Raw genomic sequence first — 16,040 nt, forward strand, 5'->3', positions numbered from 1 at the left:
CGGGGCGTTCCCGACGTCTGACAGAGTGTCAGGCCACTATCGGCAGGGACGGGTGGGTCTGGTCGCGGAGCCATCTCGCGTAGGCGGGGCTGTTCCAGGCCACCTCCTCGTACGCGGCGCGCAGGTCACGGAAGACCGCGTCGCCCTCCTCGCCCAGCCCCCGCCCCACCCTGAAGCCCACCACCAGCCGTACGCCCAGCGGGTCGTCGCGCAGGGGGACGATCGCCATGCCGGGGCGGGGCTGGGCGGTGGGCTGGCAGGGGGTGACGACCTCGCCGGCCGCTACCAGGTCGCCGGCGGACAGATAGTCGCCGTAGACGATGCGCGGGTCCACGTCCGCCGCGGCGAACACCTGCCGCAGTCCGTCCCAGTCGCCGTCCACGGAGGGGTCCACCATCCACTTCTCCCCGGCCAGCTCGGTCACCCGCACCGGCCGCCCGGACCGCGCCGCCGGATGGGTGGCGGGCACCGCGACGAACTGGGGTTCGCGCCGCACCAGGACGCGCAGCTCCACGCGGTCGGGCACGCGCAGCGGCGCGCCCTCCACCTCGTGCACGAAGGCCGCGTCGAGCTGGTTGCCGGCGACCATGCGCAGCAGGGTGTTGGCCGAGACGTCCGTCTGGAAGGTGATGTCGGTGTCGGTCAGCCGCGCGTTCAGCCGGCGCAACCAGCCGGGGATGGCCCTGCTGCCGGTGCTGCCGAGCCGCAACCGGGGGGTGCCGCCGGGTACGCCGAAGCCTGCCGCGTCCTTGGCCTCGGTGACCAGTTCGGTCATCTGGGCGACGATGGGGCGGGCGCGGGTGAGGACGGAGCGGCCCAGCGGAGTCGGCCTGCTGCCGGTGCGCTCGCGGGAGAAGAGCTGGCCGCCGATGGCCTGCTCGATGCGCCTGAGCTGAGTGGTCAACGAGGGCTGTGCCATGCCCAGTTGGCGGGCCGCCTTGTGCACGCTGCCCGCGTCGGCGATCGCACACAGTGCACGAAGATGCCTTACTTCGAGCTCCACAGGCCGGAGCATAACGGCGGTGACGTACGTCTCACCAGATGGCCGCCCGGCCGTCACGTACCGGCCCGGGTGAAGGGAAGGGCGGCGGGGAGGGCGGCGGGGATAGGGCCGCCCTATCGCCGAGTGGCATCATTCCGCGCCGCCGCCGCCTCGAACAGACTCTCCGGCAGCAGGAATCCGTCCGGTTGGACCGGCGGCGCACCCCACGTCACCACCCCCCGAGCGCGGCGCCGGCCCTCGGCATAGGAGGAGACCCCCATGAGACACCGCACTTCGGCTCTCGCTGCCACGCTCGGTCTGGGCCTGGCGGTGAGCCTGAGCCTGGGCACCGGTTCCGCTTCGGCGGCTCCCGACGACAGCGCCGCCCCCTCCCACTCCAGCGCGGCGAAGGCTCCCCGGAGCTTCACGGGCGAGAGCAAGGAGTCCAACCAGAAGTTCTTCGAGTTCATCGTCAAGGAGACCCTCAAGAAGCAGGCCGAGAAGCCCGGCCTCCAGCAGGTCACCATCAAATACAGCGCCGGCGGCGCCCCCACCTTCCGCAGCCAGATAGCCAACAGCACGGCCGTGTGGAACTCGGCCGTGCAGAACGTGAAGCTCGCCGAGGGCAGCGGAGCGACGTTCGACTACCGGGAGGGCAACGACTCACGCGGCTCCTACGCCTACACCGACGGGCACGGCAGCGGCTACGTCTTCCTGGACTACGCGCAAAACCAGCAGTACAGCTCGAACCGCGTCGTCGCACACGAGACCGGGCACGTGCTCGGTCTGCCCGACCACTACTCGGGCCCGTGCTCGGAGCTGATGTCCGGCGGCGGCCCCGGCACCTCCTGCACCAACGACCGGCCGAACTCGGCCGAGCGCTCCCGGGTCGAGCAGCTGTGGGCGAACGGCGTCGCGAAGGTGACGTTCGACCAGGCCGCCTTCAAGTGACCCGGCCGGCCACCCGCATCTGAGACCCGCCGCCTTCCCGCAGAACCGGCGCCTTTCCGCAGAGCCGGCGCCGACGACCCCGCCTCGCTGACGCGCCGTCTTCCCCCACCCCGGCCCCCGGCTCCGTGCCGGGGGCCGGAGTGTGCCGGGTGGCGGGGGTCAGCGCGAGGCGCCGGCCGCTTCGTCCGCCGCCTGGGCGCACAGCGCCCGCTCGACTCCGGCGCGGGACTCGGTCATCAGCCGGCGCAGCGCGGCGCTCGGCTCGGCGGCGGCCAGCCACGCGTCGGTGGCCTCCAGCGTCTCCTGAGAGGCGTGGATCGCGGGGTAGAGGCCCACGACGACCTGCTGGCCCATCTCGTGGCTGCGCTGCTCCCACACGTCCTTGACGGCGGCGAAGTAGCGCTCGGTGTACGGCGCGAGCAGCGCGCGCTGGTCGGTCTGGACGAAACCGGAGATGACGGCCTCCTGCACCGCGTTGGGCAGGGTGTCGCTCTCCACCACCGCGTGCCACGCCTCGGCCTTGGCCTCCGGGGTGGGGCGGGCGGCGCGGGCCGCCGCCGCGTGCCGCTCGCCCGCCGAGGTGGGGTCCTGCTCCAGTTCGGCGGAGATCTCCGCCTCGCCGGCCCGCCCGGTGGCGGCCAGCCGCTGGAGGAGGGCCCAGCGCAGCTCCGTATCGACGGTCAGGCCCTCGATGGTCTCGCTGCCGTCGAGCAGCCCGGCGAGCAGGTCGAGCTGGGTGTCGGTGCGGGCGACGGCGGCGAAGGCGCGGGCCCAGGCGAGCTGGTGGTCGCTGCCGGGGGGCGCGGTGCGCAGGTGCTCCTCGGTGGCTCCGGCCCAGCGGGTGAGCCCTTCCTCGCGCCAGGCGGGCGCCGTGTACAGGTCGAGGGCGAGCTTGACCTGGCGGTGCAGGGTCTGGACGACGCCGATGTCGCTCTCCTTGCCGACGCCGGAGAGGACGAGCGCGAGGTAGTCGCGGGCCGCCAGCTCACCATCGCGCGTCATGTCCCAGGCGGAGGCCCAGGACAGGGCGCGGGGCAGCGAGTCGGCGAAGTCGCCCAGGTGGCGGGTAACGAACGCCAGCGACTCCGGGTCCAGCCGCACCTTGGCGTAGGAGAGGTCGCCGTCGTTGAGGAGCAGCACGTCGGGGCGCTTGCGGGCCCGGGGCAGCGGCACCTCGGTCAGCTCGCCGGTCACATCCAGCTCGACGCTGTCGGTGCGGACGAGTTCGCCCTCCACCAGGTCGTAGAAGCCGACGCCGAGGCGGTGCGGGCGCAGGGTCGGGTCTCCCTTGGCGCCGGCGGGCAGTGCGGGGGCCTCCTGGCGGATGGCCAGCGCGGTGAGGGTGCCGTCCTCGGCGGTGTGGATCTCGGGCCGCAGGACGTTGATGCCGGCGGTCTCCAACCACGCCTTCGACCAGCTCTTCAGGTCGCGGCCGGAGGTCTCCTCCAGCGCGCCGAGCAGGTCCGCCAGCCGGGCGTTGCCCCACGCGTGGCGCTTGAAGTAGGTGCGCACGCCCTGGAAGAACTCCTCCTCGCCGACGTAGGCGACCAGCTGCTTGAGGACGGAGGCGCCCTTGGCGTAGGTGATTCCGTCGAAGTTGACCAGGACATCGTCCAGGTCGCTGATGTCCGCCATGATCGGGTGGGTGGAGGGCAGCTGGTCCTGGCGGTAGGCCCAGGTCTTCATCTGGTTGGCGAAGGTCGTCCAGGAGTGCGGCCAGCGCGTCCCCGGCGCGCCTGCCATGCAGGCGGCCTCGGCGTAGGTGGCGAACGACTCGTTCAGCCACAGGTCGTTCCACCACTCCATGGTGACCAGGTCGCCGAACCACATGTGGGCCAGCTCGTGCAGGATCGTCGTCGCGCGGACCTCGTAGGCCGCGTCGGTGACCTTGGAGCGGAAGACGTACTGGTCGCGGATGGTGACCGCGCCGGCGTTCTCCATCGCGCCCGCGTTGAACTCGGGCACGAAGAGCTGGTCGTACTTCTCGAACGGGTAGGGGTAGTCGAACTTCTCCTGGAACCAGTCGAAGCCCTGCCGGGTGACCTCGAAGATCGCGTCCGCGTCGAGGTGTTCCGCGAGGGAGGGGCGGCAGTAGACGCCCAGCGGCACGCTGCGGCCCTCGCCCTCCCAGGCGCTGTGCACCGAGTGGTACGGGCCCGCGATGATCGCCGTGATGTAGCTGGAGATCCGGGGGGTGGGTGCGAACCGCCACACGGCCTGGGCCGGCTCGGGGGTCGGGGAGTTGGAGATCACCGTCCAGCCCTTCGGAGCCGTGACGGTGAACTGGAAGGTGGCCTTCAGGTCGGGCTGCTCGAAGCTGGCGAAGACCCGCCGCGCGTCGGGCACCTCGAACTGGGTGTAGAGGTACGCCTGGTCATCGACCGGGTCCACGAAGCGGTGCAGACCCTCACCGCTGTTGGTGTAGGCGCAGTCGGCCACCACCCGCAGCCGGTGCGCGCCGGGGGTGAGCCCCTGGAGCGCGATACGGGAGTCGGCGAAGACGGCGGCCGGGTCGCGCGGCTCATCGTCCAGCGTGACCTCGCGCACCGCGGGTGCGACCAGGTCGATGAAGCTGTCGCCCGCCTCGGCCGCGGAGAAGCGGACGGTGGTCACCGAGCGGAACGTCGCGTCCCCGTCCTGCGCCCCGCTCAGGTCCAGCTCGATCTCGTACGAGTCCACGGTCAGCAGCCGGGCCCGCTCCTGGGCCTCTTCGCGCGTCAGATTCGTGCCAGGCACTTCGTGATCTCCCCACTCGGGCCGGAGCCCGGCCGGGTCCCGGCCGGATCTCGGCGGTTTTGTCGTCTCTGCGATGTCGTCCTGGCGCCATCCTTCCACGCGGTTGTGACGACCGGTGGCGGGCGTTCCCATGCCGTTCAAGCGGGGGTCATCCGGGCTGCCGAAGACACAGGAGGAGGGGGTTTCCGCCCCTCCGGCCCCCCGTACCGGGAGACTGTATGTCCCGCAGCAGCCACTCGCAGTCCGCTCTGCCCGCCGGCTCCGCTTCCTCCCCTTCCGCGTCCCCTCCCACTCCCGCTTCCACTCCCCCTCGCGGCCCGTCCGGCCCCTCCGGTCCTGCCGACCCGTCCGGCCCCTCCGGTCCTGCCGACCCGTCCGGCCCGTCCGCCTCCAGCCCTTCCGGTTGCACTCCCTCCGGTTCCGCTCCCCTCGCTCGGGCTTCCGCCGCTCCGGCTTCCGTGCCCGCGCCCCGGCGGGGCCCGCGCCGCCGGGCCGTCCTGGCCCTGGCGGGGTCGGCGGGCGCCGCCGCCGCGGTCGGATCGGCCTCGGCCCCCACGAGCGCGCCCGCCGCACCCGCGTCCCCCGCCGCTCTGCCGCGCCACCGCCACGGCGGCGCGCCCCCCGGCCCGGCGGCGGTGGGCGCGCCGCATGCCGGAACCACCCTCACCGGGGTGGCCCGGCCAGGCGGCGAGGGCCCCTTCCGGCGGCTGGAGACCGGTCCCGGCTGGCGCCGGGTGGTCAGATCCGACCTGGCGCGCGGCGATGCCCGTCGCGCGGCGCGCGGAGTGCCGCTGGCCGCGTTCGTGCAGTTCACCGACATGCACCTGGTGGATGTTCAGCACCCGCTGCGCTACGAGTATCTGCGCGACCGGACCACCAGCGCGTGGCGTCCGCAGGAGGCGTTGTCGGTCGCCGGGGCGGTCTCGCTCGTCGAGCGGGTCAACGCGCTGGCGGGCGGGCCCGCGACCGGCGCCTCGCTCTCCTGCGTCGTCACCACGGGCGACAACACCGACAACAACTCCCACGCCGAACTGGACTGGTTCATCAAGGTCATGAGCGGCGGCCGGATCCGGCCCAACACCGGCGATCCCCGGCTGTACGAAGGCGTGCAGGACAGCGGTCTGGCGGCGTTCTGGCAGCCCGACTCGGATGTGCGCGACCGCGACAAGGCGCTCGGCTTCCCGCGTATGCGCGGCTTCCTGCGCGCCGCGATACGCGAGGTGACCAGCCCCGGGCTCGCGCTGCCGTGGTACGCCACCGTCGGCAACCATGACGCGCTGCCGGGCGGCTGCTTCGCCTCGGCCCGCTCGCGCGGCTTCCTCGCGGACTTCGCCACGGGCGGCCGGAAGCTGATGAGCCTGCCCGGGGAGACCGGGGCGCGGCTGTGGCAGGCGGTCGAGAAGGGCCTGGATCCCAAGGGCCTGCACTGGGAGGAGGTGCTGCGCTCCCAGCGCCGCCACATGCGCGAGGTCACCCCCGATCCGGACCGCGCCCCTTTCACCCCCCGCGAGTACGTACGGGCGCTGACCGCACCCCGGGCGCGGGGCGAGGGCCCGGCCGGGCACGGCTACACCGAGGCCGACGCCGAGGAGGAGCGGCTCTACTTCTCGTTCCGGATCTCCGAGAACGTGCGGGGCTTCAGCCTCGATACGACCCGGCGCGACGGCCACTACGCGGGCCGTCTCGGCGAGGCCCAACTGCGCTGGCTGGAGCGGCAGCTCAAGCGGCACAAGGACGAGTACGCGCTCATCTTCAGCCACCACACCAGCACCACGATCCCCGAGGGCGGCACGCGTCTGGTGGAGCTGCTGAGGGCCCATCCGCACGCGGTGGCCTGGATCAACGGGCACAGCCACCTCAACCGCATCACCGCGCACGGCTCCTTCTGGGAGATCAGCACCGCCTCCCACGTCGATTTCCCCCAGCTCGCCCGCGCGGTAGAGCTGGTCGACAACAGGGACGGCACGCTCTCGCTGTTCACCACGCTCATCGAGTCGGCGGCCCCGCACCGCACGGACTTCAGCGACCTGTCACAGACCGGTCTGGCCTCCCTCTACCGGGAGCTGGCCTTCAACTCCCCCGGGGCGCGCACCGGATTGGCGGGCGACGAGACGGACCGCAACACCGAACTGCTGCTGCGCAAGCCGTAGGTGTGGTGTCCCGGCTCGTCGATGACGGGCCTTCAGCGCGGTAGGACGGTGACCAGGGCGGCCGGTTCGCGTTCGGCGGATGTCATCAGCGCTGTGCGGACCACGGCGGCCTGCTGGGCGAGGGAGTCCCGCAGCTTCGCGGGAGTGACGTACACGACGGTGACGCCGAGGCGTTCGAGGGTCTCGCGCTTGCGCGCGTACGCGCCCCACACCTCCTCGCCACTCCCGGGTACCGGCCGCGCGGCGATCTCCAGCGCCACCGCGTGATCGGGCCAGTAGGCATCGACCGTGCCCAGTCCGGGGCCGCCCGGCACCCGCAGCTCGACGTTCCAGCAGGGGTCGGGCAGGCCGTGCTGGAAGACCATGTCGTACAGGCTTCCCTCGGCCAGCGCGCGGCCCTCGGCGAGCAGCCCGTCCACGGCGTCCGTCACGTGCGGCCTGCCCAGCAGCCGGGCCCTGGCCAGCTCGTGCAGCACCGGCTGCGGCTCGCAGTGCCCGCCGCGCACCGCCTCGGTCAGCAGCCGCCGCACCAAGGTGGCGTCCTCCAGCCCGGCGACGGCGTCGGCCAGCGCGCGCGGCACGGGGGCCACGGGCAGCCCGGTGATCTCTTCGGGTTCGGGGAGGGCCCGGGTCCGCACGATGCGCACGCACCCGGCCGAGCGCGGCCCGCGTCCGCGCGGGATGAGGACGTCGATGCGCTCCAGCGACAGCAGCGAGGGGACGGCGCTGAAGCAGTGCAGTGCGAGCGCCGCCAGCCCGGTGATCATCGCCCCGTGCGTCAGCCCCGGCGCTCCGGCCGGGCCCGGTGGCGCGCCGGCCGCTTCGGTCCGGGGGCCAGGGGGGCCGCTCGGACAGCGGGGAGCACTGGGGCTGTTGGGTCCGCTCGGACAGCTGGGGCCGGTGGATCCGGCGGGGTGGTCACTCGCGTACAGCAGGGCGGCCCGCAGCCGTTCCTCGCTGGTGGGCTCGCCGGTGTGGAGCAGGCACACGCCGGGGAGCAGCATCCGCCACGGGCCCCCCGGGCGGCAGCGTTCCTCGGCCATGGCGGCGGTGATGCCGTGCTCGCGCAGGGCGCCAGCGGTCATCACGCTGCGCCGGGCTTCGGGAAGGTGACTGAGGGGACGGGGCGAGAGCGGTGCGTTGTGCGTCATGCTCTCCGCGATTCCCCGCGAAGTCCCCGCAGCCAACGTGTGTAACAGAGCTGTCGCCAAAAGCGGACAAGCCTGTCCTAAAGCACGGCAGTTCGAACGCCGATAATGCGGCGCCCGTCAGCTGGTACGGCTGCCGCTCTTCTTGCCGCTCTTGTCGCCGATGGTGACCAGTGCGGCGATCACGAGGAAGAGCACGATGGGAGCGGCGACATACAGCCCGAGGGTCTCGGCGATGCTGAGGCCGGGGCCCGGGTCGTCGCCGTCGTCGCGGGTGAGCGCGAAGGCGGGAGACGACAGCAGCATCATCAGCGTCGCGCCGGCGGTGACCGTTCCGGCGCGCAGGGCGTTCTTGTTGACCTTGTTGCTCACACAGCCAACATATCGGACGGGTGAACGGACCGCGCGCCGGGGTGCTCTTATCGCCCCGCCACCGGGCCGCCCGGCCGTCCCCCCTGGTCACCGGCCAGGTGCGGGCCGCCGCCCGCAAGAGGCGTCCGGGCCAGATGCAGGGTGACGGGCTTCAGATGCGGTGTGGCCCGGCTCTGCCGCACCGTGACCCGCACCTTGTCGGCCGTCACCGGTTCGGACAGCGCCGGGATGCGGCGGTGGCCGATCGTGGTACGGGAGGCGATCCGCCGCCACTCGCCGCCCGCGCGGGCCTCGACGGTGAACTTCTCGACCCGCCGGCCGTTGCGGATGTCCTCGCCCAGCCCGACCCGGTCGAAGGTGCGCGGGCCGGGCTCCGCCGCGTTCAGGTCGGTGCCGTAGATGCCGCGTACCGCCTTGCCGAACGCGGTCAGTTCGCGGATGTCGGCCTCGTCGATGCGGCCGTCGCGCGCGGGCGGGACGTTCAGCAGGAGCGAGGCGTTGCGCCCGACGCTCTGTTCGTAGAGCGAGAGCAGCCGGGCCGCCGGTTTGGGCTGCTGGCCGGGGTGGTGGTACCAGCCGGGGCGGTTGGAGACGTCCGCCTCGGCCGGATACCACTGGAGGTACCTCACCGACGGGTCCAGGGTCAGCCCAGGGCCTCGCGAAGGTCGGCGAAGAGCGCGCGGACGCGGGGGCAGGTCACAAGGTCTTCCAGAGAGACGGGGCGGCCGTGCGCGTCGGCGAGGGGGAGGCGCCAGTTCGGATACGCGTCACTGGTGCCGGGTACGTTCTGCGCCCGGCGGTCGCCCACGGCATCCGGCAACCAGACTCCGAGCATCCGGGCGGGGGTTCTGGCCAGGAAGCGGTAGACCGCCTTGATCTGGCCCTCCTCATCACCCCTCCCCTCCGGCAGCAGGCCCAGGGACTCGAACAGCGAGAGCCACTCGGCGAGTTCGGCCCGGTCGGCGGCGCGCTCGCCGGCCACCGGCCGGGCCAGCAGCCCGAGGCGTGCGCGCAGTTCGACATGGTCGCCGGTCAGGCGTGCGGCCGTGCTGGGCAGATCGTGCGTGGTCGCCGTCGCCAGGCAGTCGGTGCGCCAGCGCTCCGGCAGCAGCGGCGCCGCCCTCCCGCGCGCCGCCTCCGCGCCCGGGCCCGTGCCCGCACCGGCGTCCGGTGCGGGATCTCCTTCGTGTGCGGGGTCCCGTTCCCGTACGGAATCAGGTACGGAATCCCGTACGCGTGCCGCGTAGTCGCGCTCGAACCACAGGACGGAGGTGCCCAGCATCCGGCGGGCGGCCAGCTGCGCGCGGACTCCCGGCTCGACCGTGCCCAGGTCCTCGCCGATGACCGCGGCGCGCGCCCGGTGCGCCTCCAGCGCGAGGACGCCGTGCATGGCCTCGGTGTCGTACCGCACATACGTGCCCTCCGTGGGCGGACGGCCCTCGGGGACCCACCACAGCCGCGAGTGGCCCATCACATGATCGACGCGCAGCGCGCCCGCGTGCCGCAGCAGCCCGGACAGCACCTCGCGGTAGGCCGCGTAGCCCGTTTCCGCCAGCGCGTCCGGCCGCCAGGGCGGCAGCCCCCAGTCCTGCCCGCGCGCGTTGAAGGCGTCGGGGGGCGCGCCGACGGTGATGCCCTGCGCGAGGATCTCCTGCTGCGCCCAGGCGTCGGCGCCGCTCGGGTGGACGCCGACGGCCAGGTCGTGCACCAGCCCGACGGGCATCCCGGCCTCGCGGGCGCCGCGCTGCGCCGCGGCGAGCTGGCCGTCGGTGAGCCAGGCGGCCCAGCAGTGGAAGTCGACGCGCTCCATGTGCTCGTCGCGGACGAGGGCGGTGCGCGCCGAGCGGGGGTCGTCGAGCCCGGCGGGCCAGGAGCGCCAGTCGGGGCCGTGCAGCTCGGCGAAGGCGCACCAGGTCGCGTAGTCCTCCAGCGCCTGGCCGCGCTCGGCCAGGAAGTCGCAGTACGCCGCGCGCCGGCCCGGCCCGAGCGGGACCCGGCGCACCAGCTCCAGCGCCTGGCGCTTGAGGCCCCACACGGCGTCCCGCTCGATGTGCGCGTCCTTGCGCAGCACCGCGTCCCGCAGCGCCGCGGCACGCGTGAGCAGCGCGGCGGCCCGCTGCCGGTCGTGCGCGTCCAGGTAGGCGTACTCGGGGATCTCCTCGATCCGCAGGTGGACGGGGTCGGGGAAGCGCCGCGAGGAGGGGCGGTACGGCGAGGGGTCCATGCGGGCGCCCGCAGCCGCCGGTACCGCGCTGTGCAGCGGGTTGAGCTGGATGAAGTCGGCGCCCAGCGTGCGCCCCGCCCACCCGGCCAGGTCACTGAGGTCGGCGAGGTCGCCCATGCCCCAGGAGCGCGAGGAGAGCAGGGAGTAGAGCTGGACCAGCACCCCGGCTCCCCGGGTGCGGCCGGGCCGCACCCGGGGAGCCGGGAAGAGTTCGGGGGCGACGATGAACGTGCTGTGGGCCGCGCGGTCGTCGGGGGCGTGGGCGAACAGGGTGTGCACGCCGGGCGGCAGCGCGACGCCGGGCCCCCAGTCGAGGGTCTCGCCACTGTCGGTGACGACGCGCAGGACCGTGCCTTCGGGGAGCGCGGCGAGCGCGCCCGTCACGGAGGGCCGCCCGGAAGGGCGGCCGGTGCCGGCGCCTTGACCGGGGGCCACGCCGGGCCCTGGTGACCGGGGGGATAACTCCCGGCGCGTACCGCTGAGTGACGGCGGCTCCGGATGTGCGGGGTGGGTGTGAGCCGAACCGGTACGTGCGGGTCCGGCGGGCACGGAGCCGGAGCGTGCGGAGCCGGTGTACGCGGAGCCGGTGTGCGCGCCGGAGCGCAGCACGACGGTGGGCGGGAGCAGTCGGCTGCTGTCCCACTCGTGCCGCTCCAGCGCCGCGCGGACGGCGGCCGGGGTGGTGGCATCGACGCCGAGGGCCGCGAGCACGGAGACGACCGTTTCCTCCGGCACCTGGACCTCGTGGCCCGGTGCGGGCGCGTAGGAGAGCGAGACCCCGTGCGCCGCGGCGAGCCGCGCGAGAGGGGTCCCCCCGGGCGGAGCCTGGGGGCGGCTCATCAGATCTCCGCTGGCTCCGTGCCGAAACCGAGGCCGGTCGGCTCGCTGGTCAGCGGCGCTTCGGCGAGCGGCGGCTCGCTGGTCAGCGGGGTGGCGTCGGCGAGTGGGGGCTCGCTGGTGAGGGGGGCATCGGCACAGCAGGTGCACGAGCCGTCGAGTCCGGAGTCGGGGTCGGACACACCGGACAGGTCTACCGGCTCGTGCCCTCGTTTGGAGAGTGCCCTCTGCTGGGGGAGCGGCGAGAGGGCGGACATCAGGAGTTCAGCGGACGCGGCCACGGTGGGCCTCCGTTCGTTGACGAAAGGTCGGACAGGACTCGCCTTACCCAGTCGGCGGGCGCGCAGACGTATCCAGCGAGGGAACGTGTCCCAGCTCACGTCGGTTCCCGCGACGATTTACCGATCCGCACGCCTCAGGAAAGGAGACTCAGGGGACTAATCGGGCATCTCGCGACAGGATTTACGGCCCACCCTTCGGGACGCCCCTCCCTGCGGAACGGTCCGCCCGCACCCGGCACCCCGGCCTCCCACCAGGCATCCGGTGACCCGTATTCCCTCAAGGCATCTGGTGCCCCGAGCCTCTCCCACCCCTCCCCCTCCTGCGCTTTTCCTCCGTATTTCGCCGCATTGCACGCCGAGGGGCTGTCCCTCGTTACGGCAGACCTGCGGCACTCCGTGGCGTTCCGGGGCATCAGCGTGCATACCGTGCCGACGGAAACGTGACCGCGCGGACACGGAACGCGAACGGCCTCGCCGTGGCGGGGCGCGGTCCGGCGAAGCGGGCCGAGAACCCGGCCGCACAGCGGACGGACAGCAGACGGACAGCGGTACGGGCACTGTGCGGGCACAGAGCGGACGCGGGCGGACGAACTACGACGAACAACGGGGAGGAAGCGTTGGGTGGAGCGGCGCGCGGCGGCGGGGGCCGGAAGGTGCCGCCCGGGGCTACAGGTGTCGATGCGGTCAGGTCCGGCGGCTGGTGTCGGGTGGGCGCCGCCGCGCTCACGGCCACGGTGGCCTCCGGGCTGATCGGGGGCGCGCCTTCGGCACAGGCCACTCCCCCGCCTGTGGCCGAGGGACCGGCGGCGGACGTTCCGGATGACCACGCGCGCGGCGGGCTGCCGCCGGTCTGGCCGCGCCCACGGGCGATGCGCGAGCGGGGCCCGTTCGTCCCCGCGCACCCCGAGGCCGCGCTGATCGCCGACCGGGGCGCCGACCCGTACGCGCTGGACGTGATCCGCGAGACCCTGCGCGCCGCCGGGGTGCGCGCCGTACGCGAGGCACGTGCCGGGCAGGCGGGTCACGAGCCGACGCCGGACGCGCGTCCGGGGGCATCCGGTACGCGTGCGGGGCCGGGCCGCTCGGATGGCGGCTCCGGCAGTGCCTCCGGGGCCGCGCACCGTCCGGAGTTACGGGAGGGGGAGATCCCTGAGGGCAGCCTCGTCGTACGGGTGGGCGCCGAGTCCGCCGAGGGCGCGCTGCGTGCCCTGCACGCTCCCTCGCGCTCCGGTCTGCCCCGAGGCGGCTACCGGCTGGCGGCCGGGACCTACGGCGGACGCGACACCGTGGCTCTCGAAGGGACCGGCGGCGACGGGCTGTTCCACGCGGCCCAGACCCTCCGGCAGCTCGTCACGCGGCGCGACGGCGCGTACGGCTTCCCCGGGGTCGCCGTACACGACTGGCCCGCCACCCCGGTACGCGGGACCGCCGAGGGCTTCTACGGACAGCCCTGGACGAGCGAACAGCGCCTGGCCCTACTGGACTTCCTGGGCCGCACCAAGCAGAACCACTACCTCTACGCGCCGGGCGACGACCCGTACCGCCAGGCCGCCCGCTGGCGCGACCCGTATCCGGCCGGGCAGCGAGCGGCATTCCGGCAGCTGGCCGAGCGCGCCGCACGCAACCACGTCGTACTGGGCTGGGCCGTCTCCCCCGGGCAGAACCTGTGCTTCTCCTCGGCGGGCGACCGCAAGGCCCTCCTGCGCAAGCTGGACGCCATGCGCGCGCTGGGCATGCGCTCCTTCCAGCTGCGGTTCGAGGATGTCAGCTACAGCGAGTGGCACTGCGACGCGGACGCCGACACCTACGGTTCGGGCCCCGAGGCGGCGGCCCGGGCGCAGGCGGAGCTGGCCAACGAGGCCGCCGCTCACCTGGCCAGGAGCCATCCGGACGCGGAGCCGCTGTCGGTGGTGCCGACGGAGTTCTACCAAAAGGGCAGGACCGACTACCGCGCCGCGCTCGCCGAGCGCCTGGATGACCGGGTCCAGATCGCCTGGAGCGGCGTCGGGGTCGTCCCGCGCACCATCACGGGCGGTGAACTGGCGGGCTCCCGGGCGGCGTTCCCGCGCCACCGGCTGGTGACGCTGGACAACTATCCGGTCAACGACTACGCGCCGGACCGCGTCTTCCTCGGCCCCTACCAAGGCAGGGACCCCGCCGTCGCGGACGGATCGGCGGCGCTGCTCACCAACGCGATGGAGCAGCCGGTGGCCTCCCGCATCCCGCTGTTCACAGCGGCCGACTACGCCTGGAATCCGCGCGGATACCGCCCGCGGGAGTCCTGGCGGGCGGCCGTCGAGGAGGCGGCGGGCGGGCCGGACGCCGACCCGCGTACCCGGGCCGCGGTGCACGCGCTGGCGGCCAACGACGCCTCCTCGGTGCTCGACGGCGCGGAGTCGGCGTATGTGCGCCCGCTGGTGGCCGCCTTCTGGAGGGCCTACGAGCGCGGCGACCGGGAGGAGCTGGCCAGGGCCGGCGCGCGGCTGCGTACTGCCTTCTCCACGATGCGTACGGCGCCCTCGCGGGTGCCCTCCGCGCTCGCCCAGGAGGCCGGGCCATGGCTGGCCCAGCTCTCCCGGCTGGGCGGGGCCGGTGAGCGAGCGGTGGACATGGTGCTGGCCCAGGCCCGGGGCGACGGAGCGGAGGTCTGGCGGGCCCAGCTGGATGTCCGGCGGCTGCGCGCGGAGAGTGAGCAGCGGGGCAGGCGCGCGGCCACGGTCGGCAAGGGCGTGCTGCCCTCTTTCGCCGACAAGGCGCTCCGGCTCTCGGACGCGTGGACGGGCGTACGGCAGCCCCGGAGCGACGGCGGTGCCCCGGCCTCCGCGGGCTCCCACGGATCCTCCCGCCCGGGCTCGGGCACTTCCTCCCGTTCCGGCCGCACCTCCGGTGAAAACGCCAGGCATCCGGCGGACGCGAAAGACGGCAAGGCATCCGGAGCACCGGAGACTTCCGGAGCGTCAGGGTCCGGAGCGGCGGCAGGGTCCGGACCGTCGGGGGTGTCCGGAGCATCGGGGCGGCCCGGGCCCTCAGACGCATCGGGAGCGTCCCGGTCCACCTCGCCCCACCGCGCTACCGGCCGGAAGCCGGTCGCCCACGGTGTCCCCGACGCCGATCCCGGCTCCCCGCTTTCCTCCGCCGTGGACGGCGACCCGGCCACGGCCTACCGCGCCGCGGGCGCACCGGCAGCCGGGCGCTTCGCCCCGGCCGACCCGCCCATGCTCGTACCCCCCTCGCGGGGCGGCGGCCCGGAGGCGGCGGGGCGGCGCCCGGCGTTGACGCTCACCCTGCCCGAGGCGCGTCCGCTGCGTGCCGTCACCGTGCTGACCGGGCCGGGGTCGGGCACCCGTGCGACCGTGCGGGCACACATTGCGGGCAAGGGCTGGCACAGCCTCGGACCCCTCTCGCGGACCGGCTGGACCCGGCTGACGGCGGGGCAGGAGCACGGCGGGGACCCGGTGGACGCGCTGCGTCTGGTGTGGGACGAGGACACCGGGCCGCCCGTCGTCCACGAGATCACCCCCTGGTACGCGGACCTCCCGAGTGCCTCGCTGGCGCTGCCCCGCACCCCTGTGGACGCGGTGATCGGCGGGAGCGCCGCACGGGCGCACGCGCGACTGACCGGACACCGGCCCTCGGACACGCGCGGCAAGGTCACGGCCCAGGCGCCCAGTGGCTTCACCGTCCGCACTCCGGCGCGCTCGACCGTGCGGCACGGCGGGACGGTGGAGGTGCCGCTGCGGATCACGGCGGACAGCTCGGTCAAGGCGGGCACCTACCGGATGCCGGTCTCCTTCGGCGGCGAGCGGGCCACCTTGACCGTGCGGGCCGTCCCCCGCACCTCGGGCCCGGACCTCGCGCGGGCGGGGCGGGCGCGCTCCTCGGCGGACGAGACGGAGGACTTCCCAGCCGCCGCCGTCACGGACGGCAGGCGCGGCACGCGCTGGTCCTCGCCCGCCGTGGACGGCGCGTGGGTGCAGGTACGGCTGGCGCGCCCGGCGCGGGTGGGGCAGGTGGTGCTGCACTGGCAGGACGCCTACGCCTCCCGCTACCGGATCCAGGTCTCGCCCGACGGCAGGCGCTGGCGCACCGCTGCGACCGTGCGCGAGGGCCGGGGCGGCAAGGAGTCGGTCCGGATGGACGCCCCCGCCGGCACCCGCTTCGTCCGCGTCCAGGGCGACGAGCGGGCGACGCGCTACGGCATCTCGCTGTGGTCGGTCAGGATCTACGCCGTGGACGGCGGCAGGGCCCGGCACGCGCGCCGGGCCGGGGGCACACCGTAGAACGGCGCCACTCGCGGGACCTGTCGCCGCTCGGGCTGCGGCGCGGCTGCGTCACGGGAAGGGCGCTCGCCGTGACAAC

At 74.1% G+C, this 16,040-nt stretch carries 9 protein-coding genes and 1 pseudogene; 3 read left to right on the forward strand and 7 right to left on the reverse strand.

The window, feature by feature from the left end; genetic code table 11:
* Positions 1-28: 28 nt before the first annotated feature.
* Positions 29-1,015 (reverse strand): LysR family transcriptional regulator, encoded by a 987-nt coding sequence (locus ABD339_RS04170; RefSeq protein WP_344562179.1) that lies wholly within the window; start codon positions 1,013-1,015, stop codon positions 29-31.
* 246 nt (positions 1,016-1,261) lie between these two features.
* Here ABD339_RS04170 and snpA point away from each other — a divergent pair, with 246 nt between their 5' ends.
* The gene (gene snpA, locus ABD339_RS04175; RefSeq protein WP_344562181.1) at positions 1,262-1,933 is read left to right on the forward strand and encodes a snapalysin; all 672 of its coding nucleotides are present in this window, start codon (positions 1,262-1,264) and stop codon (positions 1,931-1,933) included.
* Positions 1,934-2,092: 159 nt separating this feature from the next.
* Here snpA and pepN read toward each other — a convergent pair whose 3' ends face one another.
* A complete protein-coding gene (gene pepN / locus ABD339_RS04180) occupies positions 2,093-4,669 on the reverse strand; it encodes an aminopeptidase N (RefSeq protein ID WP_344562183.1) in 2,577 nt (858 codons plus the stop codon).
* A gap of 458 nt (positions 4,670-5,127) precedes the next feature.
* On the opposite strand from pepN, the gene ABD339_RS04185 reads away from it, so the two are divergent.
* Complete coding sequence (locus tag ABD339_RS04185; RefSeq protein ID WP_344562185.1) at positions 5,128-6,819, forward strand: TIGR03767 family metallophosphoesterase; 1,692 nt, start codon at positions 5,128-5,130, stop codon at positions 6,817-6,819.
* A gap of 32 nt (positions 6,820-6,851) precedes the next feature.
* Here the strand turns inward: ABD339_RS04185 and ABD339_RS04190 are convergent, their stop codons facing one another.
* The 5 genes and pseudogenes from ABD339_RS04190 to ABD339_RS04210 all read right to left on the reverse strand — a co-directional run bounded on the left by ABD339_RS04190 (position 6,852) and on the right by ABD339_RS04210 (position 11,681).
* Positions 6,852-7,970, reverse strand: coding sequence for a hypothetical protein (locus ABD339_RS04190; RefSeq protein WP_344562187.1), 1,119 nt, complete (start codon positions 7,968-7,970; stop codon positions 6,852-6,854).
* A gap of 117 nt (positions 7,971-8,087) precedes the next feature.
* Entirely contained in the window at positions 8,088-8,339 is a 252-nt protein-coding gene (locus tag ABD339_RS04195) for a hypothetical protein (protein WP_344562189.1), read from the reverse strand.
* 47 nt (positions 8,340-8,386) lie between these two features.
* Positions 8,387-8,980 (reverse strand): annotated as a pseudogene (locus ABD339_RS04200) (hypothetical protein); the annotation flags it as partial.
* A 2-nt stretch (positions 8,981-8,982) separates the two neighbouring features.
* Positions 8,983-11,403 carry a 4-alpha-glucanotransferase gene (gene malQ, locus ABD339_RS04205; RefSeq protein ID WP_344562191.1) on the reverse strand — a complete coding sequence of 807 codons (2,421 nt, stop codon included), beginning with the start codon at positions 11,401-11,403 and terminating at the stop codon, positions 8,983-8,985.
* Entirely contained in the window at positions 11,403-11,681 is a 279-nt protein-coding gene (locus ABD339_RS04210; protein ID WP_344562193.1) for a hypothetical protein, read from the reverse strand. The genes malQ and ABD339_RS04210 overlap by 1 nt, the downstream gene beginning before the upstream one ends.
* Positions 11,682-12,388: 707 nt before the next feature.
* On the opposite strand from ABD339_RS04210, the gene ABD339_RS04215 reads away from it, so the two are divergent.
* Positions 12,389-15,961: a beta-N-acetylglucosaminidase domain-containing protein gene (locus tag ABD339_RS04215; RefSeq protein ID WP_425575881.1), complete on the forward strand. Its 3,573-nt coding sequence runs from the start codon at positions 12,389-12,391 to the stop codon at positions 15,959-15,961.
* The last annotated feature ends 79 nt before the right edge of the window (positions 15,962-16,040 follow it).

This window comes from Streptomyces axinellae (assembly GCF_039532135.1).
In the GTDB taxonomy this organism is placed as follows: Bacteria; Actinomycetota; Actinomycetes; order Streptomycetales; family Streptomycetaceae; genus Streptomyces; species Streptomyces axinellae.